Origin of the sequence: Hyphomonas sp. GM-8P, from assembly GCF_003263315.1 — a bacterium.
GTDB lineage: Bacteria > Pseudomonadota > Alphaproteobacteria > Caulobacterales > Hyphomonadaceae > Hyphomonas.
In genome coordinates, this window is sequence record NZ_AWFE01000105.1 from 1 (window position 1) to 25,431 (window position 25,431).

The window sequence follows — 25,431 nt, forward strand, 5'->3', positions numbered from 1 at the left end:
CATCCCGTCTCAGCAGGGCCGTGATCCGGCGATAACCATACCGGCCGAACCTTTCAGCCAGGGCGATGATGGCCGCTGTCAGCACATCCTCGTCCTGGCGTGGCACACGCGGCTTGCGCTGAGTGGAACGGTGCTGGCCGATCACGCGACAGGCCCGGCGCTCGGTTGCACTGAGTGTCTCCACCACATGATCGACCGCTTCGCGTTTGCGTGAAGGGCTTAGAACTTTCCCTTGATGACTTCCTGCAGGATCTGGTTGTCCAGCGTGAGATCGGAGATCGCCTTGCGAAGGCGCGCATTCTCCTTCTCGATCTCCTTCATCCGTTTGGCCTGGCCAACCTGCAGCCCGCCATACTCCTTGCGCCACCGATAGTATGTCTGTTCGGTCACTCCGATCGAACGCACGGCCTGTCCTGTCGTCTCACCGCGCGCGAGGCGAACCTCCACCTCCCGCAGCTTCGCTATGATCTCTTCAGGCGTTGATCTCTTGCCCATGTCTCAGCTCCATATCTGAAGCCGGAACTAACTCAAATAATGGACCACTTTTGCGGGGGCAGACCAGGGTGCGTTTCAGGTTGTAAACTCAAAAAAGCAATCGACATTATTGGATCGGGTTTTTTGTTTCACTGAACCTGCGGTAGCCTGCCAACCCATCCATTCCGAATCGAAACCATCACTGACAGTCTTTGTGCCAGAAGTTGAACCACTGGGTTTCATTTTATTTGGATGCAGTTAAGGGGGCTGTGCTGCAACTTCTTGATTAACATGTTCTATTTTGAAGGACGGAGTGTCTTGGCGTCTTGCTTTTTATCTATGTGCTGCAAACTCGCCATTATTCCATTACCCCACCAAGATACGCCTTCCTGTACAAGTTCCAGCTCGATTTTCTCGGCTCCTTTTTCTAACCATTTGCTAGGAATAGTGACAGGCAAGAAGTGCGTGTCGCCTGGGTGAAGCGCCAGCACGATCGGGCTGCGCGGATTTTCGTAGCTCAAGACCAGTCCATCTTTGCCGATGACATGATAGCTGAGCGCGACACCAAACCGGCCTTCTGCATCGCCTTTGCCAAACCAAGTGCAATTGGATTTGTTTGTGACGGCAACAGAAAAGAGCAAATCGCTGTCGGTGCTGGTGAGAACCGGCCCATCGACGATCCGCAGGTCATGCGCCCGGTTGTCAAACTCTATTACCTTTTCTTCTGAGGTCTTTCCAATACGGCCGGGCAAACAGAACCGTTTGGCCGAAATTGGTTCGTAAGTCTTGTACCAATTTTCGCTCAGGATCACGTCTAACAATTCGTGAGTACTTTCAGCCCAGTCTGGCCAGTCCGGCAGGGTGGCTGGTGCCTTGCGTGGGGCATTGGAATGGTCGCGAAGGAACTGTCTCACAACTTCAAAGAGCGATTGAGCTGAGCCGACGTCAAAAAAATGTGCATCAGGGGCACCGGCGGTAACTTCGCGGAATACCGGAATATCGCTGGCGATGATGGGGGCGCCAAATCGGCCGGCCTCAACAATTGGCAGGCCAAACCCTTCCGCATACGATGCAGCGATCAGGGCATCACATTGCATGTAGAGCCGGATCAGTTCTTCATCCTCCATGCGGTTGTACCAGCGCAGCCGTCTGCCTAACTCGGGGTGATTCTCGATCCGGTCGACTAAAGCTTCGGCGCCCCAGCCGAATTGGCCGACGATAGTCAATTGGGCGTCGTGGCCGGCCTGCCAGGCCAATTCGAAGGCATCTAGTGCGACAGCATGACCCTTACGCGGTTCCAGGGTGCCGACCATCAGGAAGGATGGGGTCAGGGATTTCACATTTGCGCGCGTATCGCGCGCCCCATCGAGCGTCATGAAATCGGCGCCCAGCCGCCAGTACCCGATCTTCATCAAATGAGGATAATTGATATCCTCGAGCAGGGAATGAAATTCGTCGGCAACGGCCTTTGAAATACACACAAATCCGGTCGAAACGCTGAGCGCAGATAAAAGCCAGTCCCGAAATACAGGCGGCATCAAAGGTACTGTGAACGCGGGCATCTTTAGCGGTACAGTATCATAAAGGCAGGATATAACATTTGCACCGCGAACGCGGGCATCAATTAGATAAGGGCGGTGTAGCAGTGCAATGTCCCAGGAACTGTCCAGCATGAGAATGCTGTCATCAGCCCTCGGAGTTATCTTATTATCTTCGGATTTGTCCGGAGCTTTCAGAAGATCACTTTGCGCACGATATCGACCGCTCAAATCGTCTGCAAAGGATATGCTGATGTCATATCCACTGTCTTTGCCTGCAGCGGGCAACTGGTTGCAGATGTTTCGAACGACTCTTTGAATTCCGGTTTTGAACTGGGTTCTGATTGTCGCTGTCGCGTCAACGATCAGGCGCTTCGAATCTCTGTAAGGTGGTTCAGCAAGCGAAAGCGTTTCTGATATGGCTTCCATTTGTCCGTCGAACGACTTGATCGCCGGAAGGACTTTCTTGCGCAGTGCTGTTACATCTGGAGCAGTGGTCGCCTTTTGGGCGTATTTTTTGAGAAGGTCGACCGAGAGTCGCGCAGAATTCGACCAATTGAACTGTTTCGAAACAATCTGTCGCCGTCCGGCGATGTCGACTTCTACGTCCGGGTTTCCGATCACGTTCCCGATTGCCTCTGCTAGACTTTGAGGCGAATTAGGATCGAACAGGAGATGGTCCATCCCGACGACCTCCGGTAGTGCGCCCGCGCGTGCGGCAACAACCGGTGTGCCGCAAAGTATGGCCTCAAGCGCTGTCAGCCCGAACCCTTCCATGAAAGAGGGTTGGATGACAACGGACGCAGCCCGGTACAATTCTACGAGTTCCCGGTCTGAGACATGTCCAATGGTTTTCAGTGCAATCGGATCAAGGTCGAGAGACTTCCACAAGTCTTTGATTGGTTGGAGTTGATCCGAAGGATGGTCGCCTGCCATGACGAAATCAATGGACCGCCTTGTTGTTTCCGGAAGCAGGGAAAGCGCCTTGGGAATGATGGACACATTTTTTCGCCAATCCAGCGCGCCGACATAGACAATCTTGTCTCGTCCGCGCGAAGCCGAACGTTTGGGAATCGATTTGAGAAGTGCTTCAAGCTCGTGCGAAACGCCCGCTGAAATGTTTATACCATTATCCGTGCCCAGAAGTTCTCTGGCTTCATGCAAGGCAAATTCTGAAATGCATAGAAGGTCAGAGAAGTCACGGCAGGCCGCCATCCGGCGGTCAAATGCCTGCGCTAACGCCTCGAAGGTCAGGTATTCCTGACGATATCGGGCGGGGATGGCATCATAGAAAATGCCAAGCAGCGGAGCACTCAGCGCATCATGTGGCAAAAGTGGCACTGAGGCGTCTCCGACTCCTTCAAAAGGGCTCAGTGAAAGGGCAACGTCAGGCCCTATACAGTTCACATGGTGTACGAGCGCGATTTCACTGAGGCGGCGTTCTGCAGTATAGCCCTGCGCTGCTTCTCCGCCGGTAGCGAGCGAATGCCAAGTGTGGATCTGGCTGTTGGGCAGGGAGATAGATAGGGCGTCGCGCGCAGCTATGGCTTCTTCCGCCATTTCCGCATTCAGCGAGATATGCACCTCGACATCGCTATGTTCATTGATAATCGTTTGTAGCAGCTCAAACGCATAACGGCCGATACCCCTGTTTCGGCTTGACGTCTGGAAGCATTGACCGTCTATCCAAAGCTTCAATTTATTGTGCTCCGATCGCTTTTACCGCTGTTCAACAGGGTATTCCACTCAGCCACTTGGCGAGAATCAGGTGCGATTTTCCATGCTTCAGTGCGAATCACACTGTTCGGCGGACGTTCAGGTGCTCGTATTGACACGAAGTGATCGATTTTGCTGCGGACCGGGGGGACCAGGTTTGCGGCAGCTAGGATGGGACGCTTTATCCACGGATTGGCCCGCGCCAGTTTCAGGGAGCCATCGATGACCGGGCGCAGCATCGCTTTCATCAATTCCACGGCACCACGTGCGCCGCTGCCGGCCCAGCGGATTGGGGCCGACAATTTCCAAGAGGCAGAATTGAAGATCTCTCTGGACTGGTCGCGATAAGCGAAGGCTTCTGCGCGCCAATTATCCAGTTCGTGTTGAAGGCTGGCAACACGTTGCTCAGACAGCGCAAGTTGCTGGGAAAGTGCCTGCAGATTCGTCCCAAGCGCCTCGGCCGCCGCCGTCTTCGCCTCAAATCTTGACTGCAGATCTTCGAGCGCAGCCTCTTTCGCGTCAAACTTAGACTGCAGGTCTTCGAGAGACGCTGTCCAGCTAATACGTTCGTTTGTTAGCTGGTCTTGGCTTGCTGTGAGCTGGGATTCAATGGCTGCAACGTGGCGCTCAAGGTGGAGGCGAGCCTCGTCGACACTCTGGTGGTGTGCTTGAAGGTGCTCCAACTTGTGTTCCAGCCGCTCGGCGGTCTTGCGAGCATCATTCCATTTGCCTGCGACAAAACCGCTGAAGGGCGAATGTTCGCTAAGTACGAAGCGATCAAAATAATTTGGTGGAGTTAAAAACGCGCCTTCCAGTTCTGAATGGTGGGAATGAAGATAAAAGCGATTAAGGCCATCGAAATAGACAAAGTCGTAGTTTCGTTTCGTTAGTTCGCCCTCCCAGGCCTCGAATGCCGGTTCAGACGAAAGTGGCTCGGTGCTTTCGACGATGACAATCCACGGCCGCGCAGGATGTTTGCCCCAGCTTTCGAGAACCGCTTTTTCCATGCCCTCGACGTCCACTTTCAGCCAGTGGATATGGCGCCGGTTGAACTGTTCGAAAATCTCCGACAATGGTAAGCAAGGCACCTTGATCAGCTCTGCTTCCCGTCCGTTTTCCTGATGGCTGCGGGCATGCTCCTCGACCGCCGTGGTCAGACCGGTGCCTTCGAAGGAATAAAGCGTCAGTTCTTCGACGCCGCTCCCGACCGCAACCTCAAGCACATCCTCATCCGGCCGGGCTTCCCGGAGTTTCGCGGCACAGTCCGGCATGGGCTCTACATGCATGCCACGCCAGCCGTTTTCGTAGAAGAGCATGCTGACAGAATCGATGACGGGGTCATTCGCGCCGATGTCGATGTATGCGCCTTTACCGACATCCTTCAGGGCTCGCCAGAGCATGACATCTTCAAATTGCTGGGCGTAGGAGATCGTCATTTAACCTGTGCCCTTTCAATCGTGAAAGCCCCATCCAATAACGTGGTTCCGATAAAGAAGTCCTTAGTCGTGTTGACGACATCGAAGACGAATAGGTTATCTACCCATTCATAATTGTCGTCGAGATGCGTGTTAGAACTGACCAGCGCAGGCGAGATTGAATAGGAATCCGGCCCGAGATTACAGTCAAATTCATAGACAAAGGTCACCCGCTCTCCGGCTTTGACATTGTCGATGACTTGATGTGTGTGCCAGGTGTTCGTCCCCCAGACAACATGACCCGTCCGATTGCGGATCATCAGTCCCAGCACGAGTTTTTCGACGCCTTCATGCACTTCGACTTCTGTCCTGAGGATTACTCGCTCCCCGGCGCGAGCAGTGGCAATCTCGGCACCCGTGCTGGCGGACAGCAGGGTGATTTCCCTGACCACTGCCCGGAAGTCTCCTGATCGTGTGACAGACCACCCCTGCTTGTCGCGACGTTGTTCCACGGAGAGTAACGCATTCTGCTTTTCGGTGATGAGCACGTTGTAATAGTCGATCACTTCATCCGGCTCGCCGTCGCGCGCGATTGCCCCTTTGTCCAGCAGCAGGACCCGGTCGCACAATTCGCGCACATCGCCGAGGGAGTGGGTGACAAGGAAGATAGTGCAGCCCTTATCACGGAACTCACGGATGCGTGCAAAGCTCTTGTGCTGGAAATATGCATCGCCCACGGAGAGTACTTCATCGACGATTAGGATTTCCGGCTGCACAGCGGTCGCAAGAGAGAAGGCAAGACGTGCCTGCATCCCGCTGGAATAGGTGCGGAGCGGCTTGTCGAAGAAGGTTCCAATTTCGGCAAACGTTTCGATACCCGGCATTATCGCCTGAAGTTCGGCCGGTGAATGTCCCATCATGCCACCAGAATGCACGACATTTTCCCGGCCTGTGAATTCGGGATTGAAGCCAAGGCCAAGCTCCAGGATCGCGCTGACCGAGGGGACGTGGTCAATACGGCCTGTGGTTGGTTTCATTGTGCCGGTGATGAGTTTAAGGAGCGTGCTCTTGCCGGCACCGTTCTGGCCGATGAGAGCGACGGCTTCGCCGCGGCGAACTTCGAAACTGGTTTTCTGGATGACTTCGATAGCTGCCGCAGGCCGGACGGGCAGGCCCATCCAGTGGCAGAATCGGTGAAAGCTGGAGGAGTAGCTGGCAAAGCGTTTTGACACGCTGTCCAGTTTGAGGACCACCGGGGCGGTTTCCAGGTTCGGCCGTTCCGGTTTGAACGCGCCATTTTCAAGGCTGCCGCCCGGCGACGTAGTCGTTTCCTGCTCGTGTGGAATGTGGCTGATCAGTTTTCCCTGGCTCATCAGAGGGCATCCACCATGTCGGGTCCAGACCGCCAGAAAATGAAGAGCGACAGGCACATTAGCACGGTGCCCAGCGCGATCGGATAGAGCAGCGTCTCGAAGTGCGGCATCCGGTTGTAGACGATGGCGTCGTGATAAATGCCAACGACCGGGACCATCGGATTAAATTGCAAAAACTGGCCGATCTTCGGACTCAGCATGTCTGACGTGTAGACAATCGGCGTCAGCCAGAACCAGACGTTCAGCACCACGGTCATTACCTGTGCGACGTCCCGCGAAAAGATGTTAAGGATGCCGAGCATGATGCCGAGCCCCACTGCCAGTAGCACAATCACCGCCGTTGCCGGGATTAGGGATAGCCAGACAAGATGCGGATAGAAGCCATTGAACGCGATCAGGCAGGCCACAGTCACCAGCAGGAGCAGATTATTGATCAGTGCGCCCCCGAGAATGACCAAAGGGATATAAATCCGCGGAAACCGGATCTTTTTCAATATGTTCGCGTATTCGAGGAACATGTTGACGCTTCGCCCAACAATCTCGCTGAAAAGGCCCCAGGCGGTGATCCCAGCCAGCAGGTAGACAGCATAGGCGCCTTTCTGGTCCATGCCGCCTAGCTTTGCGCCTAGCACTTCCGACAGGACCAACAGGTATACCGCGGCCATCGCTAGAGGTTGCAATACGAACCACAAGGTTCCGATTTTGGAACGCGCGACACGAGACTTGAATTCACCTGATATGGCTGCCGGAATGAAATACCTGTTTCGCCAAACCGGCAACAGAAACGCAAACACCAAGTCTTCTCCGTATTCGGCATGTGGATTCGTTCGAATCCGAGGTTGGCCCCATCCCACGCACTCACCTCGTATCCTAGATGGCGGCGGTAAAATCAACACCGGAGGTTTATCGAATGGGGCATGAGAAAACGGCCGACCGACAGGCCGAGGCGATCGCTCTTTTTGGCAGGTTCACCTGCAGGGTGATCGAGAGCTAATTCTCCGCGCTTTCAGCCCGTACTTTGTGGTCCGGTCTAGGCAAGGGACGGACATGTGGTCGGTGATTGGACATTCTGAAAGGATTCCAAGCCATTTCGTGAGCGATGCGCAAAAGAGATACTTTGCGTTTTGGGGCGGCCCAAGGAGAATCTTTGCATCGCATAGTCCGCGCGCCACGAAGGCCGGCCGAGGTGGCTTTTAGCATTACCGTGCACCTACCGTGCATCCAAGCTCGAACTAGCAGGTACAGTGAAATTAAAATGTGTCCAGGCGACGTTAGTAAAAGCAGCGGGAGAGGCATATTTTTCCAGTAAACCCAAATTCTGTTTCGGGTGCCGTGGAATTCGGCGAAGTCATTGACCTTGTCTGTTATTCCACTTCCGGCATGATGCACCACAGCGTCGGGAAGGAAAATGCAACGATGTCCGGCGAGCTGCATTCGGAAACCGAGATCAACATCTTCACAGTAGCAAAATAGACGTTCATCAAATCCGTTAAATTGGCGGAAGATGTCTGCGCGGATGATCGCGCTGGCGCCGCAAGGGGAGAAACATAGACCCTGTGCAGGAAGAAACGACGAAGGCAAGCCATATCCACCGCGCCAGGGAATACCAAAAGCCAGATATGAATCGCCTACACCGTCTAGGCGCTCGGGTTCATTCAGTGCATATTGTGTGCAGGCAAAATGTACGCATTTTGGAAATTTGGTTGTGGCTTGAGCCACCCTTTCCAGCCAATGCGGATCGGCTACCGCATCAGGATTCAGTAGGGCCAGCCACCTTCCGCGGGCGGATTTCGCTGCAATATTGTTTCCACCGGCAAATCCCAGATTTTCTGACTGTGCCAGAATGGTAAAATGCGGGAGTCCCGTAGTCTCAAGCTGGTCGATGGAGCTATCCGTTGAGTTGTTGTCAACGAGGATTACCTCGAAATCACGGAATGTTTGTTGTTCAAGAGATTTCAGAGCTCCGGCAAGAAAATCTCCTCCATTGTAATTGACGATAAGTACACTGAAGAAAGGCATTGGGTGTCTGTAGATCTTTCAAGGCAAAAGCAGAAGGCGGGGGCAAGCACAATGCGGGCCGATAATTAGCAGAAGAACGTATTCAGAAAACTTGATGATTGTTCAACCTTTGATTGCAAAGGTGGGCGGTGAACCGTCTCTGGCCACTGTCGCGTAACACTAAGCCGAATCAGTTCCTCAGCCTCATTAGTCCTGAGTCGCTTCTGGAGGTTATTATCGGTTGATTAGCTATGATTACAATGAACGCCAGCGTTGCGCCTCCTCTTATTTTTTGCTGCAAGGGGCAGGTAAGCCTTGTGGTCGAGCTGCTTGCTGCCACTGTATCGAGACTTGCAGCTATCAAAGTGCGAGGAGGCTCTCTGGTGCTGTGCTCTTACCGGCGGATCACCATGTCGCTGATCAGGCGGGGTTCTGGCATGGTGTCGAAGCTGGACCTCAGGCTTTCGGGCCCGCTCTGATCCCCAGTCTCAGTTGATGAGGCGCACCAGCTCTGACGTCAGGTCCGTCTTTTCCCAGCTGAAGGCGCCATTGTCGCCGGGCTGCCGGCCGAAATGACCGTAAGCCGCGCTCGGGCTGTAGATCGGACGGTTCAGCTGAAGATGCGTGCGAATGCCTTTCGGCGACAGGTCGAACAGTTCCCGCAGGGTTTTCGCGATCCGGACTTCATCCGCTTTGCCGGTGCCGTGGGTATCGACATAGATCGACAGTGGCTGTGATACGCCGATGGCGTAGCTGACCTGGATCGTGCAGCGGTCGGCAAGGCCGGCAGCGACGACGTTCTTGGCAAGATAGCGCGTGGCATAGGCAGCCGAACGGTCGACTTTCGACGGATCCTTGCCGGAGAAGGCCCCGCCGCCATGCGGGGCGGCCCCGCCATAGGTGTCTACGATGATCTTGCGGCCAGTGAGGCCTGCGTCGCCGTCCGGTCCACCGATGTAGAAGCTGCCTGTCGGGTTCACATAGAACTTGTCTTCCGGCGGGAACCAGCCCTCCGGCAGCACCTCCTGCACGACCGGGCGGATGATTTCGCGCAGTTCGTCCTGGCTGACATCCTTGCCGTGCTGGTGGGAGACGACGATTGCGTTCACGCCAGCCGGCTGGGAGCCTTCATACTGAAGCGTGACCTGGCTCTTCGCGTCCGGTTCCAGCTGCGGGCGCGCGCCGGAATGGCGCAGCGCAGCCAGTTTCTGCAGGATCTGGTGAGAGTAGACCAGCGTCGCCGGCATCAGCTCCGGCGTTTCGTTGGTCGCGTAACCGAACATGATGCCCTGGTCACCGGCGCCTTCTTCCTTGAACAGGCCCTGGCCCGCTTCAACGCCCTGGGCGATTTCGGCGGACTGGCCGTGGACGAGATTGTCGATGCTCAGGTTCTGCCAGTGGAAGCCTTCCTGCTCGTAACCGATCCGCTTCACCACAGCGCGGGCGGCCTCGTTCATTTCGTCTTCGGTGACCACCGCGCCATTGTTGGTGCGGACTTCGCCTGCCAGCACGATCTTGTTGGTCGTGGTCAGGGTTTCCACGGCGACCTTGGCCGTCGGGTCCTTTGCCAGAAACAGGTCGACAACCGCATCAGAAACCTGGTCTGCGACCTTGTCGGGATGCCCTTCCGATACACTTTCGGAGGTGAATTCGTGGCTGGAAAGTTTCATGGCAGTTTCCTCTGAAGGCTTATCTGGCGAAGACGATGGTCCGTCCGGCATGGCTGAAGACGCGATGCTCTGCATGCGCTTTGACGGCGCGCAAGAGGGCTGTGCCCTCCAGATGGCGGCCGGTCTCGATCATGTCGGCGGGTGTGTAAGTGTGATCGATGGTTTCGGTGACCTGGGTGATGATCGGGCCTTCATCCAGGTCTGCCGTGACATAGTGGGCGGTCGCGCCAATCACCTTCACGCCGCGGGCGTGGGCCTGATGATAGGGGCGGGCGCCCTTGAAGCTTGGCAGAAAGGAGTGGTGGATATTGATGCACCGCCCGTCAAGTTCCCGGCAGGCATTGTCGCTCAACACCTGCATGTAGCGGGCGAGCACGATGAGGTCCGCGCCGGTTTCCTCGATCACGTTGAACAGGCGCGCTTCGGCTTCCGGCTTGGTGGTTGAGGTCACCGGGATGTGGAACCAGGGCAGGCCGAAATGGGCGAACTGGTCCTTCAGCGTGTCATGGTTCGAAACGATGCCGACCACGTCGATCGGCAGTTCCTTCCGGCGGGAAGCATAAAGCAGCGTGTTGGCGCAATGGTCCGACTGGGAGACGAGCAGGAGTGTTTTCATGCGCTGGCTGACCGGGGCGACGCTCCAGTCGGCTTCCAGCTCTTCGGCGGCTTCCTCGATATCGCCGAGCAGGCTGAGCGGCACTGTTCCGCCTTCCGGTGCGCGAAACACGAGACGGGCAAAGAACTGCCCGGACTCGCTGTCGCCAAAGGTACGCGAGGACGCGATGAAGCACTCATGCGCTTCCATGAGCCGTGCCAGCGTTGCGACGATGCCCACCCGGTCCGGGCAGGACAAAGTCAGAATGTGGTCGCCGGATGTCATGCTGCGTCCCCGTCCGGGCCCTAGTAGCGGTAGTGTTCAGGCTTGAACGGACCGACCGTGTTCACGCCGATATAGTCGGCCTGTTCACGGGACAGTTCGGTCAGCTGAACGCCAAGCTTTTCAAGGTGCAGCATGGCGACCTTTTCATCCAGATGCTTGGGCAGGGTGTAGACCTTGTTCTCGTATTCGTGGCCGCGCGTCCAAAGCTCGATCTGGGCGAGCGTCTGGTTGGTGAACGAGGCCGACATCACGAAGGACGGGTGGCCCGTGGCGTTGCCGAGATTCACGAGGCGGCCTTCGGATAGGAGGATAATACGCTTCCCGTCCGGGAAGGTGATCATGTCGACCTGCGGCTTGATGTTCGTCCATTCGAAATTGCGCAGGCCTTCGACCTGAATTTCGTTGTCGAAGTGGCCGATATTGCAGACGATGGCCATGTCCTTCATGGCGCGCATGTGGTCGACGGTGATGATGTCCTTGTTGCCTGTCGTGGTGACGAAGATGTCGAACTTCGGCGCAGCCTGTTCCATCGTGAGGACTTCGTAGCCGTCCATCGCCGCCTGCAGCGCGCAAATCGGGTCGATCTCGGAAACCGAGACGCGTGCGCCGGAGCCTGAGAGCGAGGCGGCAGAGCCCTTGCCGACATCGCCATAGCCGGCGACGAAGGCCTTCTTGCCGGCCATCATCACGTCGGTACCGCGGCGGATCGCGTCGACGAGGCTCTCTTTACAGCCATACTTGTTGTCGAATTTCGACTTGGTGACAGAGTCGTTGACGTTGATCGCCGGGAAGGGCAGCTCGCCGCGTTTTTCCATTTGATACAAGCGGTTGACGCCTGTGGTCGTCTCTTCGGAGACGCCCTTGATGCCAGCCTTGGTTTTGGCGAACCAGCCGGGGGAGGCTTCCATCCGCTTCTTGATCTGGGCGAACAGGGCGGTCTCTTCCTCGGAAGACGGCTTGTCCAGAATGGATGGGTCGGCTTCAGCCTTTTCGCCGAGGACCAGGTAGAGCGTCGCGTCGCCGCCATCGTCGAGGATCAGGTTCGGGGCGGTGCCGTCATGCCAGTGGAACAGGCGGTCGGTGTAGTCCCAATACTCCACCAGCGTCTCGCCCTTATAGGCCCAGACCGGCGTGCCATTGGCGGCGATCGCGGCGGCGGCGTGGTCTTGTGTGGAGTAGATATTACAGGAGACCCACTGAACTTCGGCGCCGAGGGCTTCGAGCGTCTGGATCAGGACAGCTGTCTGGATGGTCATGTGCAGCGAGCCAGCGATCTTGGCGCCTTTCAGCGGCTGCTCGGCGCCGAACTCTTCGCGCGCAGCCATCAGGCCCGGCATTTCCGTCTCGGCGATCGCGATTTCCTTGCGTCCGAAGTCTGCGAGGGTGATGTCCTTGACGTGGTACGTCTTCGCCATATCAACATTCCTTTATGTGTTTGTGCGCGCCTAGCATGCAGCGTGGCAAAAGGCAACGTGCATGCGCGGCCAGAGGTGCGCCGGGCGGCCAAAACACCATGAACAAAACCATGAATAGACCCCCGAAGAAGGGGGCCGGCGCGGTCAAAACAGGAGAAGGAATGCTGCCGGGCTTAGTCAGCCGCCTTGCGGAAGCCGCCCGCGACTCCGGCGGTGACCGCAGCCGCGAGGGCCCATGGGAAGATCGCCGGCGCCGAAATGGGGGTCTGCGTCACCGCGAACACAAGCGCGGTGAGAATGAAGCCCACCGGGAAACCGATAATGAAGAAGACCAGGGTGCGTATGGGAACGAAAGTCATCAATCGGGTCCCCGGTTCGGTGTTGCAGTCTTCAGCCCGGCAAACAGCAGCCAGAGCAGGAAGCCGACTTCGCCGAGCGATGCCATCATCGTGACCGCAAGATCGATATACCCGGATATCGCAGATGTCGATGGCAGCAATGCCAGGGCGAACGTATCGGCCAAATAGGCGAGCCCCGCCAGCACCGGCAGAATGGCAATCAGGCGCGGCATATAGCCGGTTCTGGCAATCATCGCCGCCAGAAGGATCAGGTGCACGCCGAAAAACAGGAGCGACACCATGAACCCGTTCAGATGCGCTTCGGCGAGGAAGAGGATCTGGTCCGGGTTTGCTGTCGCGGCGCCCTGATCGATCAGCGTAATTATGTCGAAAAGACGGGTCAGCGCGGCGGCATGGACCGCGACATAGGCGAGGCGGAAGACCATCGACACCAGGGCCAGCATTGGCGTTGCCGGGGCGAAGATCCAGTAAAACAGGTAGGCGAGGACGACATCGATCAGGGCGGTTACCAGCCACGCAGCAACACCTGCCCGGAACAGGGGCTCGTGCGAGACAATGTTCTGTGTTGTGGCGGCGGCGTCGCCATGGACGATCAGGGTTTCCGAGACGAGGAAATAGGCGGCGCCGCCAATGATGGCGAGCAACAGGTAGAGCGCCCCGGTCAGGCGCCCGATCGACTTCATTTCGGCGGGCGGCCAGGTGTCGGGAAATTCCCGGCGGCTGGAAGGAACTGGAACGCTTTCTGAAAGGGTCATGGCAGCCTCGGCATGGTTTCCGGCAAGCGCCGTTTCTCTGTCAGGGCATAGATAGCCGAAGCCTCGCCATGCATAAATTGCGTAAAACTCTGGAAGTGGTATACGAAAATCGATGAACTGGGATGCGGCAGACTTCGACTGGAACCAGGCGCGCGCCTTCCTCGCGACCGCGGAGGAGGGGTCCTTGTCGGCGGCCGCGCGCGCCCTTGGCGTGACCCAGCCGACGCTGAGCCGGCAGGTCAGCGCGCTGGAAGAGACGCTGGGGATCACCCTGTTCGAGCGCGGCCCGCGCACGACGATCCTGACGTCTGCCGGCCTCGAGGTTCTGGATCATGTGCGGGCAATGTACGAGGCGGCGGCGAAACTATCTCTCTCTGCCTCCGGCCAGTCACAGGCCATTGCGGGCCTTGTCCGCATCGCGACGACAGACACGCTGGCCTGTTATCATCTGCCGGATATTCTCATCAGTCTACGGAAAATGTCGCCAGACATCGAAGTCGAGATCCGCACGTCCAACCAATTGCAGGACCTCATCCAGCGCGAGGCGGATATCGCCATCCGGCATGCCAGACCCAGCGAGCCGGAACTGATCGCCAAGAAGGTGCGAACGACGTCCGCAACCTTATATGCCTCGGGGGAGTATCTCGACCGGGTCGGGCGGCCGCGGAGCGTTGAAGATCTTCAGCAGCTGAATTTCATCGGGGTGGATACGCGCGACACGCTGATTGCGCCTCTGAAGCAGAACGGGCTCGCCCTGACGGGATCGAATTTCACCGTGTCCGCCGACAGTGGCCTGGCAGCCATTGAGCTGGCGCGGAAAGGCCTCGGCGTCGGCCTGTTTATCGCGGATGAAGTGGATCAGTTCCCGGACCTGGAAATCGTCTGGCCCGGGTTCAAACCTTTCGACGTGCCGGTCTGGTTGGTGACCCATCGCGAGCTGCACACCAGCAAGCGCATCCGGCTCATGTTCGATCTGATCTCGGATTATTACAGCCGGTAACAGGCGTTGGATAAATTGTGCCCCGCCTCAAGCATCTGAGGCGGGGCACCTAAGCGCTGCCCGAGATCAGAATGCGAATGCGACGCCCACGCTGAGACGGTTGCGCTCGTAAGCGTCCCCATCGCCATAGGTGTAGACGAGGCGTGCACGGACCTTGCTGGTCAGGGCATGCTCGATGCCGGCTCCATAGGTCGGCATTTCCTCATCGAATGAAAAATCATCGACCGTCGAGGCGCACTGCTGGCAAGGCGGCTTCGGGGTGTGCGTTATGGTTGCGTCCACTTCGAACCATTCGTGACCGATCTGGCCGAAGACGAGGGTGCGCTCACCAAAGACGCGGCCCAACCGGAGGCTTGCGCCATACTGCTCATTCAGGTCGACCGCTGAAACGGCGGTGGCGGTGGCGGTGTCGCGCGACAGGCGGAAGGAGGAGTCCGGCTCGGCCAGCCGGCCTTCAATGCCGAGTACCCAGTTGTCGAAGATCGGAATGTCCCAGCCAGCGAAGCCGCCGTAGACACCTCCGTCGAGGTCATCAGTGAAATCTTCGTAGCCGGCTTCCAGCCCGGCATAGGGGCCGCTGAACGTGTCTGCGACAGCAGCAGGGGCGAGGGCTGCGACAATGAAGGCGCAGCCGGCAATCGCTTTTCTAAACATCAGTTTGTGTCTTTCATTTCAGGCAAAAGCCTAGGGAAACCGGAGGCAAGGGGGCTCCGGTTCAGGTCACTTGTCTTGTTTGGACAGGGGAGGAGCTGGCCGAGGTTCAGGCCAGTAATCGGGAGTGGATTGAACGCTTACGGATGAAGGGTCAGGCCGCGGCGCCAAGGCTGGCCATGAACGCTTTCCAGCCATCAATGGTCATCGTCGCAAGGTATTCCGCTTGCATGTCAGGGGTCAGGATTTCGACCATGCGGTCCCCCTCCACCCAGACTTCGATGACACCAAAGATGTCGCCGCGCTTGCAGTATTTGGCTGGCCAGCCTTCCCGTTCGGCAATCGCCATGACCGCTTCCAGGGTCAAATTGGTCGCCATGGCGAAATGGGTCGGCGAGCGTCCGCCTGATCCGGGCAGGCCATAGCCGTCGCCGGAGCCTTCCGCCATGTGAAGTTCGGTTCCACGCGGATAAACCTCGACGGCGGTATTGCGCGAATCTCCGGCCATGGCGATCCAGCTGCCTTCAATGACGGGCGGAAACGGGAATGCTTCGCCTTCCCACAATTCAGCAATCACACCGGCAACATGCTCGGGATCATGCGCATCTATCGAAAGATGGAACAACACTGACTTTTCCTTTCATGCTCAGTGAAGGCGCGCTTTTTTCACGTGGCACAAATTGTGTCAATACGGTTTGACACAATTTGTGCCACACTTTATCAGGACATCATGACTAAGCAGAACACATCAAATCGCCATACCCGCAATAGCGTTTCCGGTTCCAAGGCTTCCGGAAGCGAGCAGATCGATCCGATCGATGCCGCCCTCCTGAAAGTGATGGGTGAAGGCGGCGTACTCAATCATGACAGGGTGGCCGAAGTGGCGGGCGTTTCGCGGCGAACCGTTTACCGCCGCTATGAAGACCAGACCGCGCTGCGCGCACGTATCTGGACATTGTTAACCTCCACCGGCGCCATGCCGGACAATCTGGATACACTGCTCGACCATGGCTTGCGCGATCATTTCCGCATGTTCGATTCGAATGCCGACGCGACCATGATGGCCATGTCCAGCGTCGAGGGGCGCACCATGCGCAACGAGCGCAAGGCGGAACGTGTCGCTGCGTATACAGATGTGTTTGCCGATGCCGTCAAAGAGCTCGATCCGGCAGATGCCAGGGAGGCGACAGCCGTGATGCAATTGCTTTGCAGCGGATTTGCCTGGCGCGAAATGCGCGATCAGTGGGACCTCGATGCCGACCGGATGGCGCGGGCTGTCATTTGGGCTCTCAACGTGATGCTTCAGGATCTGAAGGCGCGCGGGAACACGCCACTCGATCAGGAACCCGAATAATCTGCTTCACGACGCCCCTCAAAATCGGATGACGACTTCATGAGCCTGCAATCGGTCAAAGCCGCCCTGAACGCCTCTGCGCCGGACCTTGAAGTTCTTGAGCTGGATCGGAGCACTGCCACGGTCGATCTTGCCGCCGAAGCCCTTGGCGTATTGCCGGGGCAGATCGCCAAGACCCTGTCGCTATATGTGGGTGACGAGGTGATCATTCTCGTCACGCGCGGCGATGCGCGGCTCGACAACCGGAAATACAAGGCGCGGTTTGGCACCAAGGCCCGGATGGTGAAAGCGGACGAGGTGGAAAGCCACACCGGTCATCCCGTCGGCGGGGTCACGCCTTTCGGGCTGTCACACCCGCTTCAGGTTTATTGCGATGTTTCGATCCGGGCGTTCCGGGAAGTCTTTCCTGCCGGCGGCGCACCGAACGCGGCGATCCGGATCACTCCGGAACGCCTCGCCGAACTGACCCGCGCCGAATGGGTCGACGTGGTACAGTCAGCCCCGCAGACCTGATGCCCGTTCGGGCTAGCCGTTGAACGCGCGGATCGCTTCGATCACGCGGTCCTGGTCTTCTTCGCCGAGATAGGGGTGCATCGGCAGGGCGATGACGAATTTGCTGGCCGCTTCGGTGACGGGCAGGGTGCCGGCGGGCGGGGCCCATTCGGCGGCGAAGTCCTGCATGTGGATCGGCACCGGATAGTAGACCATGGACGGAATGCCCTGCGTGCCGAGATGCGCCTGCAGGCCGTCGCGGTTCTCATGCTCAATGACGTATTGCGCCCAGACGCTCTTGCCGCCGTCAATGACATGCGGCACGCGGCGGACATGGTCTTTCAGACCTTCCGTGTACCGTGCAGCGACTTTCTGGCGCTGCTCGATCTCGTCGCCGAAGATTTTGAGCTTCTCCAGCAGGACAGCCGCCTGGATCGTGTCGAGGCGGGAGTTCATGCCGACGCGCAGCGAGAGGTATTTCGGGTCGTGGTGGAAGTTGCGCTCGGCGGCATCCGTCGGCGTCACCTTGCCATAGACGCGCAGCGCCTCAACCAGTTCGGCGAGCCGGTCGTCATTGGTCACCACCGCGCCGCCGTCGCCATAGCAGCCGAGGGGCTTGGCCGGAAAGAAGCTGGTCGTGGCGATGTCGGCCCAGTCGGTCGTCGCCTTGCCGTTCAGCGTGCAGCCGAAGCCCTGCGCATTGTCGGAGATCAGCTTCAGGCCTTCGCGGTCGCAGATCGCCTTGATGGCGGGATAGTCGGCCGGCTGGCCGAACAGGTCGACGGCGATGACGACTTTGGGGGTCAGCTTGCCTTCGGTCTTCACGCGGGCAATGGCGGCCTCGAGGCTCGCCGGGTCCATGTTGTAGGTGTCGGGCAGGATGTCGACGAAGACCGGCGAGGCGCCCGTCCAGGGCACGACCTGCGCCGTGGCGACGAAAGTGAAAGAGGGGCAGAAGACCGCGTCGCCCGGGCCCACTTCCCATGCCATCAGCGGCAGGGCGATCGCATCGGTGCCGTTGGCGCAGCTGACCGCATGTTTCGCGCCGCACCAGGCTGCGAGCTGCTTTTCCAGCTCGATCACTTCTGGGCCGAGCACATAGCGCCCGCTTTCGACGACGGAGAGAATGGCGGCGTTGACTTCATTCTCGATGCGTTTGCGCTGGGCCTGAAGGTCAATGAAGGGGAGGGTCATGAAGGTACACCGGAAAATAGCTAAACTGTCGCCCTTAGAGAGTGGGCCTCACCTGCTGCCAAGTCACAGATGGTTTCAGCAAGTGTCAAACCGCCGGGCACAGCAAAATATTGGTTTCATCTGGAACTAATCTTTTGTTGGAGTTATGTTCCGGCCATGGACATCGAAGCCCCTAAAAATCGCTATCATAATGCGCCCCGCGCGGCTGATTTCACCATCGATCAGGCTTGGCAAAGCTATTCGGCTGAAGAACATGATCGGTGGGACCGGCTGTTCCGCCGCCAGAAGGATGTAACCAAGGGGCGGGCCTGCACCACGGCACTGCAGGCGATGTCGCAGCTCGAACTTTCCCCCACGGGCATTCCGCATATGGGGCGCTTGTCGGACAGGCTGGAAAAGCTCACCGGCTGGCGGGTGGTGCCGGTTGCCGAGCTGGTGCCCGACGAGATCTTCTTCGATCACCTTGCCAACCGGCGATTTCCGGCCGGGGCCTTCATCCGCCCTGAAGCGGAGTTCGATTACCTGCAGGAACCGGACATCTTCCACGATATCTTCGGCCATGTGCCGATGCTGGCCAATCCGGTGTTTGCGGACTTCATGGAAGCCTATGGCAAGGGCGGACAGCGGGCGATGCGGCTTGGCCAGTTGCACAACCTCGCCCGGCTTTACTGGTACACGGTGGAATTCGGCCTGATCCGCGAAGATGACGGCCTGCGCATATATGGTGCCGGGATCCTCTCCAGCCCGCAGGAAACGGTGTTTGCACTGGAAGATGACAGCCCGAACCGGATCGGCTTCGATGTGCAGCGCCTGATGCGTACCAAATACATTATCGATGATTTCCAGCAAACCTATTTCGTCGTCGACAGTTTCGAAGCCCTGCTGGAAACCTGTTACCGGGATTTCGGAACGGTCTATGCCGACGTGAAAGGCATGCCTGACTATGAGGCCCACGAGATCGCTCCAGGCGACGAAGTGATCCACCGCGGCACGCATGCCTATTTCGACAAGGGCGGCCGGTAGCCGGCCTGGACAGGTGCTGGATGGTGGGCCCGGCAGGATTTGAACCCGCGACCAAACCGTTATGAGCGGTCCGCTCTAACCAACTGAGCTACAGGCCCACCGAGGCTTCCGTTTAGGCGGGTGCCGCGCGGCTTGCAATGGGCCTGATGAATCCCGTCAAAGCAGGTAACGGAGTCTTACCGCTATTGTGGTTAATACGCTGAAACCCGGCGTAAATCTTGCTTTGGGGTAGCCATGACCCGCGTGCTTGTAACCGGCGGTGCCGGATATATCGGATCCCACACCTGTGTGGAGCTTGTCTCGCGTGGGTATCAGCCCGTGATCGTGGACAATTTCGTCAATTCCTCGCCCAAGGCGATCGACCGTATCTGCCAGCTAACCAATTCCCGCGTGGACTGGCACGATGCCGATGTCCGCGACACGGCCCGCATTGCTGAAATCCTGTCGAAGCATGAATGCGACGCGGTCATCCACTTTGCCGGGCTCAAGGCCGTGGGCGAGTCGTCGGAAAAGCCGCTCGAATATTACAGCGCCAATGTCACCGGCACGCACAGCCTGATCCAGGCAATGCTGGAAGCAGGGGCAAGCCAGATCGTGTTCTCGTCCAGCGCGACGGTCTATGGCGAACCGGAATTCCTGCCCTATACCGAGTCCCACCGTCTGCGTCCGACAAACCCGTACGGCAACACAAAACTCGCCGCAGAGATGCTGCTGAACGATGTGGCCGGATCCGGCGCGCTGACCGATGTTGCGATCCTCAGATACTTCAATCCGATTGGCGCGCATCCAAGCGGCATGATCGGCGAAGACCCGAATGACATTCCGAACAATCTGATGCCCTATGTGGCACAGGTCGCGGTGGGGCGCCGGCCTTGTCTCAACGTGTTCGGCAATGACTATGACACGGCCGATGGCACCGGTGTGCGTGACTATCTTCACGTCGTGGACCTTGCCCGTGCGCACGTGCTGGCACTGGACCGGTTCAAGCATACGCATGGCCCTTTCACCGTGAATATCGGCACCGGACATGGCTCATCCGTTCTCGATATCGTCCGGGCGTTCGAAGCGGCGAGCGGCAAGTCCATCGCGATGGAATTCGCGCCCCGGCGGGCAGGCGACATCGCCGCCTTCTGGGCCGATGCGTCACTCGCCGAGGAACTGCTTGGCTGGCAAGCCGAGCGGACGCTGGAAGACATGTGCCGCGATCAGTGGGCCTGGCAGAGCCAGAACCCGCACGGCTATGAAAACGCCTGATTTGTCATCGGCCTGAGACACAATCGGAACAAGATTGCCTCCCAGTGTGTTCGGTAGAACATTAGAGACAACTACCAATGGGAGATTCTCATGCGCCGATTTTTACCCCTCATTACGTCGACCGCCGCTCTGGCGCTGATCGTGCCACAGGCCGCCTGCGCCCAAATGCAAGGCCCGGCGCTCGGACTCACCCAGCAATCGGTGGCAGGCGCCTATCAGGCCCCGAACTCGATCCAGCCTGAGACGACGCTTTCGATCTCCGCCCAGTCGACCGTGAAACGCGAGCCCGACATTGCCTACATCAATGCCGGGGTTCAGGCGGAAGGCGAGACAGCGACCGAGGCCATGGAATCGCAGGCGAAAGCCATGACCGGTGTGTTCGACGCGCTGGAAAAAGCGGGCGTCGCCAAGAAGGACATGCAGACGTCCAATTTCTCGCTCTGGCCGCGCTACACTTATATCGAGACCAAGCTGAAAGACGGCTCCTCCCGCGGAGAGCAGAAGCTGATCGGCTACACGGCCTCCAACCAACTGACCGTGAAGGTGCGCGACCTCGACAATCTCGGCTCAACGCTCGACAGCCTGGTGAAGGCTGGCGGCAACACGTTCAACGGCCTGAACTTCGCGCTCGATGATGACACTGAGGTCCGGGACGAAGCCCGCCGTAAAGCCATGGCCGATGCCCGCGCCCGCGCCGATCTCTATGCCGAAGCGGCAGGCCTCAGCGTGCTGCGCATCGTGACGATCGATGAAAGCGGCAGCTACTCACCCTCGCCCATGCCGATGGCCCGCATGCAGGAAGCCAAGATGGCCGACAGCTTCTCCACCCCGGTGGCGGGCGGTGAAGTCGGCTACAGCGCGACGGTGAACGTGGTCTTCGAACTCGGCCAGTAAGCCTCCGGCCGAGCCGGATCAGACATACCCTTCGGCAAGCAGGTCCTTCATGTCGATGATGCCGACCGGCTTGCCGTCGACTGTCACGAAGGCGTTCGAGATACGTTGCTCGGTGAAGGTCTTGATGACCGCAGACATGCGGTCGTCGGGGCCGAGCGCTTTCGGATTGGCGGTCATGATGTTGGCGGCCGTGCCCGACAGCTTGCCAGCCAGCATGGCGCGGCGAAGGTCGCCGTCGGTGACCATGCCGATCAGGCGGCCATCCTCGTCGATCACGCCGACACAGCCCTTGCGGCCTTCGGAGACCGCCAGGATCACATCGCGGACATCAGCTGAGGCGCTGATGATCGGCATATGATCCGTTTTCGTCTCGATATAGTCGCCTGCAGTCTGCAGGGAGCGGCCGAGCTTGCCGCCCGGATGCCGGAAGCCGAACTCTTCCCTGGAGAAGCCCCGGCGGGCCATCAGCACGATGGTCAGCGCATCGCCGAGCGCCAGCGCCATCGTGGTCGACGAGGTCGGCGCGAGGCCATTCGGGCAGGCTTCGGCCACGACCGGCATCTCCAGCAGCACGTCCGACGCCCGGCCCAGTGTGGAGTCGGCTGAGCGCGTCATGCCGATCAACGGGATGTTGTTGCCCTTGCAGAAGCGCAACAGATCCACCAGTTCGCGGCTTTCGCCGGAATAGGAAATCGCGATCACGACCGAGCCCGGCACGACCATGCCAAGGTCACCATGGCTGGCCTCTGTCGGGTGCAGGAAGAAGCTCGGCGTACCGGTGGAGGCGAGGCTGGCAGCGATCTTCTGGCCGATATGGCCGGACTTGCCGACGCCCGCGACAATGACGTGCCGGTCGGTCGCCATGATCAGGTCCGCGGCCTGGGCGATGGACGGACCGATGCCCGCCTCCAGCTGCTCCAGCGCGTCCCGCTCGATGCGGATCGTGTTGCGGGCGAGATCTAGATCGGATTCCTGGGGCACGGGCACTGCTCCTGCTGGACTGGCGCCCGCGTTTTCCGGCAAGCCGGACGCGGTGACAAGCCTACTTGGCCAGTTGGCGGCGGCGATACTCCTCCGGAGAGAAGGCTGGCGCCTCCAGGACCGGGGCTTCAGCATAGTAGCGTCCGAGCGAGGTTTTCTCCGGATCGATCGGCAGGGCTTGCTCTACCGCCTCAGATGCAGACTCAGCCGCCAGGACAGGTGCGTCCATCGCGGGGGCTGCCGGTGTATCGTCGGCGTCGCCCTGTGCGGATTCAGCCGGCAAAGCATCGCTTGCCGCCAGTTGTTGGGCAGCGGCCTCCGTTGCGAGGATGACCGACAGCGGCTTGCCGTTCAGCATGGGCTCTGCGGCGGCTTCGGGGCTGAGCGGCTCCTCCAGCATGGCGAAGGCGAGGCGTGTGCGCAGCTCCGGATCGTCGGCCGGCAGCGAGTAGGAGCTGAAAGCGGCTTCCAGCAGGGCTTCGACGTGGCGGTCGCGGGCACGGGCCGTCGTACCGCCAAGCATGACGGCAATGATGCGGTGGCCGTCGCGTTTGGCCGAGGCCATGAGATTGAAGCCTGATGCACGCGTGTAGCCGGTCTTGATCCCGTCCACGCCGTCCACATCGCCGAGCAGATTGTTGTGGTTCTTGTAGGTCTTGCCACCCCAGCTGAACTTCTCGGTCGCGAAATAATGATAGTAGTCGGCGTGATCCGTCAGCATCGCGTCGGCAAGCAAGGCCATGTCCCGCGCTGTGCTGAGCTGGCGGGTGTCGGGCAGGCCGGATGCGTTGACGAAGCGGGTGTTCTCCAGCCCGAGCGACTTGGCCTTCACAGTCATCAGCTGGGCAAAGCGGCTTTCGGTTCCGCCCAGACGCTCGGCGACGACAACGGCGACATCATTGGCGGATTTGGTGATCAGGGCGCCGATGGCATCGCGCACCTTGATGGTGGAGCCGGTTCTCAATTTGAGATTCGATGGGGCCTGGGCCGCGGCATAGCGGGAAACGACCATGCGCTCATCCAGGGAGACTTCGCCGCTCTTGAGCGCGTCGAACAGCATGTAAAGCGTCATGACCTTGGTCAGCGAAGCCGGGTAACGCGGTTCATCGGCGTGGCGATCATGCAGCACCTGCTGGGTGTCGGCATCGACGACGATCGCGGCATATTTTTCTGCCAGGGCCGTTCCGCCACCGAACGCCATGACCATCATGATCGCTGCGGTGCACACGGCTCGGGTCAGGGCTGCGAAAGCGCGCAGGAACATTCAGGTCTCCCGATTGTTAACCCCGGCCCTCCGGGATTTAACTTAGAATCGTGCAAATCCCTTGACCACACCTTAACGGCACATGGGCGCCCGGATTGCGAAATCGTAATCGAAGCGATGCAATAAACATGCAGAATGCCTTATGTTGCAGCGCACAAAAATTTATTGCGGGAGCGAAGAAAAAGCGGTATAAGCTCCCCTAGGGTAAGCGCAGGGTAGTATATAAAGGAACGATCGATGACGAAGGCAAAGACGGCCACCACCACCGCAAAGCGCGCAAAGGCCGAGGCGAGTGCAAAAATGGACACCACAACGAAAATGCTCGACGAGGGCATGGAACAGCTTTCCGGTTTTGCAGGCATGTTCGGCGAGTACGCCGAATCCGGCCTGAAAGCTTTCAGCGAGCGCACGGCGGCTTCGACCGACATGGCGCGCCAGCTGGGCAGCCGGAACATGGATTTCTTCACCAAGTCGCTGGAACAGGGTGTTGAAGCCACTCAGGCGATCACTTCCGCGAAAGACGTTCGCGAAGTCATGGAAATCCAGGCTGGATTTGCGAAAAACATGTTTTCCGCGTATACGAAGGAAATGAATGCGCAGGCAGAACTCTGCATGTCTGCATGGCGCAGCGCAGCAAAGCCGTTCATGGGTTTCGCTGCGAAGTAAGCTTCTGGGATCGGGCCTCACCGCCTGGTTGTAGAGTGCAGTAGACTGGAAAGAGCCGGACCTGATTGGTCCGGTTCTTTTGTTCTGGAAACGCGTTTTCGCCGGTCCATGCCTGGGAAAATTGCCGGAAAAACAGGATTGGCGAGTCTCGCCGCACACGGTTAGATGCCTCTCATGTCACGACTGCCTGATCTGATCGAGTTTCCGGCGCTGAAGCGCCCCGCCCGGCCGAACAATTGCCTCGTGGCGCCGGAGGGGTTCACCGGCATGGTTCAGATTGATGAGACGGCGCCTGTCTTCGACAAGACGCCGAAGCAGGTCTTCAATGCCGTGATGGACCTGGTGCTGGAACGGGTCGAGTGGCGCTTGCGGGCCTCAGACCCCGATACGCTGCGGATATCCTTCATTGCGGTGACCCCGCTGATGAAATTCAAGGACGATGTCTATGTGCAGGCTGTGCCCGTGGACGGGCAGGCTGACCGCTCCAGTGTGGCGATCTATTCCGGTTCGCGTATTGGGTATTCCGATCTCGGAACCAATGCCAAACGGGTGAAGGAACTGCTCGAATTGATAGGTACACGCTGAGCACGCATGCCCTAAAAGCAGGCAGGAAATGAATTTGCGGCCTGTCACATCTTCAATCTTGCCCTGAACCGTATATCTTAAGACTCATGAGCAAGGGCATTCCGCATTTCCGAATGAACGATCCCGAGCCGCCAGCACCGCCCGGCGACGGAGGAACTGGCGATGATGGGATCGAGTATGGCCTGTCCACGCAAACGCGTGTGCGGACCAAGAAACCCTCGCTCTATCGTGTGCTTTTGCTCAACGATGACTACACGCCGATGGAATTCGTCGTGTTCATTCTCGAACGGTTCTTCAACCGATCGCGCGAGCAGGCGACCCGCATCATGCTTCACGTGCATCAGAAGGGTGTCGGACTGTGCGGGGTCTACACATATGAGGTGGCCGAAACAAAGGTTGCCCAGGTGCTTGACCTTGCGAAGCGGCACGAACACCCTCTCCAATGTGTCATGGAGAAAGACGACTAGACCTCTAACCCCG

24 protein-coding genes, 1 tRNA gene and 1 pseudogene are annotated in these 25,431 nt (G+C 58.5%); 9 read left to right on the plus strand and 17 right to left on the minus strand.

Features of this window, described 5'->3' with window-relative positions; genetic code table 11:
• The 11 genes and pseudogenes from HY26_RS19310 to HY26_RS15395 form a co-directional block, all read right to left on the minus strand.
• A pseudogene (locus HY26_RS19310) lies at window positions 1-495 on the minus strand (transposase); the annotation flags it as partial.
• A 275-nt stretch (window positions 496-770) separates the two neighbouring features.
• On the minus strand, window positions 771-3,710 hold the full coding sequence (locus HY26_RS15345) for a glycosyltransferase family 1 protein (RefSeq protein WP_112074007.1): 2,940 nt from the start codon (window positions 3,708-3,710) through the stop codon (window positions 771-773).
• Window positions 3,707-5,164, minus strand: coding sequence for an FkbM family methyltransferase (locus HY26_RS15350; RefSeq protein WP_112074008.1), 1,458 nt, complete (start codon window positions 5,162-5,164; stop codon window positions 3,707-3,709). Before HY26_RS15350 ends, HY26_RS15345 begins: the two co-directional genes overlap by 4 nt.
• Window positions 5,161-6,516, minus strand: coding sequence for an ABC transporter ATP-binding protein (locus tag HY26_RS15355; protein WP_112074009.1), 1,356 nt, complete (start codon window positions 6,514-6,516; stop codon window positions 5,161-5,163). The genes HY26_RS15350 and HY26_RS15355 overlap by 4 nt, the downstream gene beginning before the upstream one ends.
• Window positions 6,516-7,310, minus strand: a complete 795-nt coding sequence (locus tag HY26_RS15360) for an ABC transporter permease (RefSeq protein ID WP_112074102.1) — start codon at window positions 7,308-7,310, stop codon at window positions 6,516-6,518. Before HY26_RS15360 ends, HY26_RS15355 begins: the two co-directional genes overlap by 1 nt.
• Window positions 7,311-7,506: 196 nt before the next feature.
• Window positions 7,507-8,535: a glycosyltransferase family 2 protein gene (locus tag HY26_RS15365; protein ID WP_112074010.1), complete on the minus strand. Its 1,029-nt coding sequence runs from the start codon at window positions 8,533-8,535 to the stop codon at window positions 7,507-7,509.
• 467 nt (window positions 8,536-9,002) lie between these two features.
• Window positions 9,003-10,184: a methionine adenosyltransferase gene (metK, locus tag HY26_RS15375; protein WP_112074012.1), complete on the minus strand. Its 1,182-nt coding sequence runs from the start codon at window positions 10,182-10,184 to the stop codon at window positions 9,003-9,005.
• Window positions 10,185-10,203: 19 nt separating this feature from the next.
• The gene (locus HY26_RS15380; protein ID WP_112074013.1) at window positions 10,204-11,064 is read right to left on the minus strand and encodes a formyltetrahydrofolate deformylase; all 861 of its coding nucleotides are present in this window, start codon (window positions 11,062-11,064) and stop codon (window positions 10,204-10,206) included.
• A 20-nt stretch (window positions 11,065-11,084) separates the two neighbouring features.
• Window positions 11,085-12,479, minus strand: coding sequence for an adenosylhomocysteinase (ahcY, locus tag HY26_RS15385; RefSeq protein ID WP_112074014.1), 1,395 nt, complete (start codon window positions 12,477-12,479; stop codon window positions 11,085-11,087).
• A 173-nt stretch (window positions 12,480-12,652) separates the two neighbouring features.
• Window positions 12,653-12,838: a hypothetical protein gene (locus HY26_RS15390; protein ID WP_112074015.1), complete on the minus strand. Its 186-nt coding sequence runs from the start codon at window positions 12,836-12,838 to the stop codon at window positions 12,653-12,655.
• The gene (locus tag HY26_RS15395; protein ID WP_112074016.1) at window positions 12,838-13,593 is read right to left on the minus strand and encodes a DUF4386 domain-containing protein; all 756 of its coding nucleotides are present in this window, start codon (window positions 13,591-13,593) and stop codon (window positions 12,838-12,840) included. The genes HY26_RS15390 and HY26_RS15395 overlap by 1 nt, the downstream gene beginning before the upstream one ends.
• A 112-nt stretch (window positions 13,594-13,705) precedes the next feature.
• Here HY26_RS15395 and HY26_RS15400 point away from each other — a divergent pair, with 112 nt between their 5' ends.
• Entirely contained in the window at window positions 13,706-14,593 is an 888-nt protein-coding gene (locus tag HY26_RS15400; RefSeq protein ID WP_112074017.1) for a LysR family transcriptional regulator, read from the plus strand.
• A gap of 66 nt (window positions 14,594-14,659) precedes the next feature.
• On the opposite strand, the gene HY26_RS15405 is transcribed toward HY26_RS15400, so the two are convergent.
• Window positions 14,660-15,247, minus strand: a complete 588-nt coding sequence (locus HY26_RS15405) for an outer membrane beta-barrel protein (RefSeq protein WP_112074018.1) — start codon at window positions 15,245-15,247, stop codon at window positions 14,660-14,662.
• A gap of 151 nt (window positions 15,248-15,398) precedes the next feature.
• Entirely contained in the window at window positions 15,399-15,872 is a 474-nt protein-coding gene (locus HY26_RS15410; RefSeq protein WP_112074019.1) for a hypothetical protein, read from the minus strand.
• 102 nt (window positions 15,873-15,974) lie between these two features.
• On the opposite strand from HY26_RS15410, the gene HY26_RS15415 reads away from it, so the two are divergent.
• Window positions 15,975-16,598, plus strand: a complete 624-nt coding sequence (locus HY26_RS15415) for a resolvase (protein WP_112074020.1) — start codon at window positions 15,975-15,977, stop codon at window positions 16,596-16,598.
• A 39-nt stretch (window positions 16,599-16,637) separates the two neighbouring features.
• Window positions 16,638-17,111: a YbaK/EbsC family protein gene (locus tag HY26_RS15420; protein ID WP_112074021.1), complete on the plus strand. Its 474-nt coding sequence runs from the start codon at window positions 16,638-16,640 to the stop codon at window positions 17,109-17,111.
• A 12-nt stretch (window positions 17,112-17,123) separates the two neighbouring features.
• Here HY26_RS15420 and HY26_RS15425 read toward each other — a convergent pair whose 3' ends face one another.
• Window positions 17,124-18,284 carry a DegT/DnrJ/EryC1/StrS aminotransferase family protein gene (locus HY26_RS15425; RefSeq protein WP_112074022.1) on the minus strand — a complete coding sequence of 387 codons (1,161 nt, stop codon included), beginning with the start codon at window positions 18,282-18,284 and terminating at the stop codon, window positions 17,124-17,126.
• 156 nt (window positions 18,285-18,440) lie between these two features.
• Here HY26_RS15425 and phhA point away from each other — a divergent pair, with 156 nt between their 5' ends.
• Complete coding sequence (phhA, locus tag HY26_RS15430; protein WP_112074023.1) at window positions 18,441-19,307, plus strand: phenylalanine 4-monooxygenase; 867 nt, start codon at window positions 18,441-18,443, stop codon at window positions 19,305-19,307.
• A 21-nt stretch (window positions 19,308-19,328) separates the two neighbouring features.
• Here the strand turns inward: phhA and HY26_RS15435 are convergent.
• A tRNA-Ile gene (locus HY26_RS15435) sits at window positions 19,329-19,405 on the minus strand.
• 136 nt (window positions 19,406-19,541) lie between these two features.
• Here HY26_RS15435 and galE point away from each other — a divergent pair.
• Window positions 19,542-20,561, plus strand: coding sequence for a UDP-glucose 4-epimerase GalE (gene galE, locus HY26_RS15440; protein WP_112074024.1), 1,020 nt, complete (start codon window positions 19,542-19,544; stop codon window positions 20,559-20,561).
• 90 nt (window positions 20,562-20,651) lie between these two features.
• On the plus strand, window positions 20,652-21,455 hold the full coding sequence (locus HY26_RS15445) for an SIMPL domain-containing protein (RefSeq protein ID WP_112074025.1): 804 nt from the start codon (window positions 20,652-20,654) through the stop codon (window positions 21,453-21,455).
• Between the two features lie 18 nt (window positions 21,456-21,473).
• On the opposite strand, the gene HY26_RS15450 is transcribed toward HY26_RS15445, so the two are convergent.
• Both HY26_RS15450 and HY26_RS15455 read right to left on the minus strand, forming a co-directional pair.
• The gene (locus HY26_RS15450; protein ID WP_233351656.1) at window positions 21,474-22,436 is read right to left on the minus strand and encodes an SIS domain-containing protein; all 963 of its coding nucleotides are present in this window, start codon (window positions 22,434-22,436) and stop codon (window positions 21,474-21,476) included.
• Window positions 22,437-22,497: 61 nt separating this feature from the next.
• The gene (locus tag HY26_RS15455) at window positions 22,498-23,700 is read right to left on the minus strand and encodes a D-alanyl-D-alanine carboxypeptidase family protein (protein WP_233351657.1); all 1,203 of its coding nucleotides are present in this window, start codon (window positions 23,698-23,700) and stop codon (window positions 22,498-22,500) included.
• A 237-nt stretch (window positions 23,701-23,937) separates the two neighbouring features.
• Here HY26_RS15455 and HY26_RS15460 point away from each other — a divergent pair, with 237 nt between their 5' ends.
• The 3 genes from HY26_RS15460 (at window position 23,938) to clpS (ending at window position 25,418) form a co-directional block, all read left to right on the plus strand.
• The gene (locus HY26_RS15460; protein ID WP_034764393.1) at window positions 23,938-24,366 is read left to right on the plus strand and encodes a phasin family protein; all 429 of its coding nucleotides are present in this window, start codon (window positions 23,938-23,940) and stop codon (window positions 24,364-24,366) included.
• A gap of 174 nt (window positions 24,367-24,540) precedes the next feature.
• Window positions 24,541-24,951, plus strand: a complete 411-nt coding sequence (locus HY26_RS15465; RefSeq protein WP_158531526.1) for a DUF1499 domain-containing protein — start codon at window positions 24,541-24,543, stop codon at window positions 24,949-24,951.
• A gap of 86 nt (window positions 24,952-25,037) precedes the next feature.
• Window positions 25,038-25,418 carry an ATP-dependent Clp protease adapter ClpS gene (gene clpS / locus HY26_RS15470; protein WP_034764389.1) on the plus strand — a complete coding sequence of 127 codons (381 nt, stop codon included), beginning with the start codon at window positions 25,038-25,040 and terminating at the stop codon, window positions 25,416-25,418.
• Window positions 25,419-25,431: the final 13 nt, after the last annotated feature.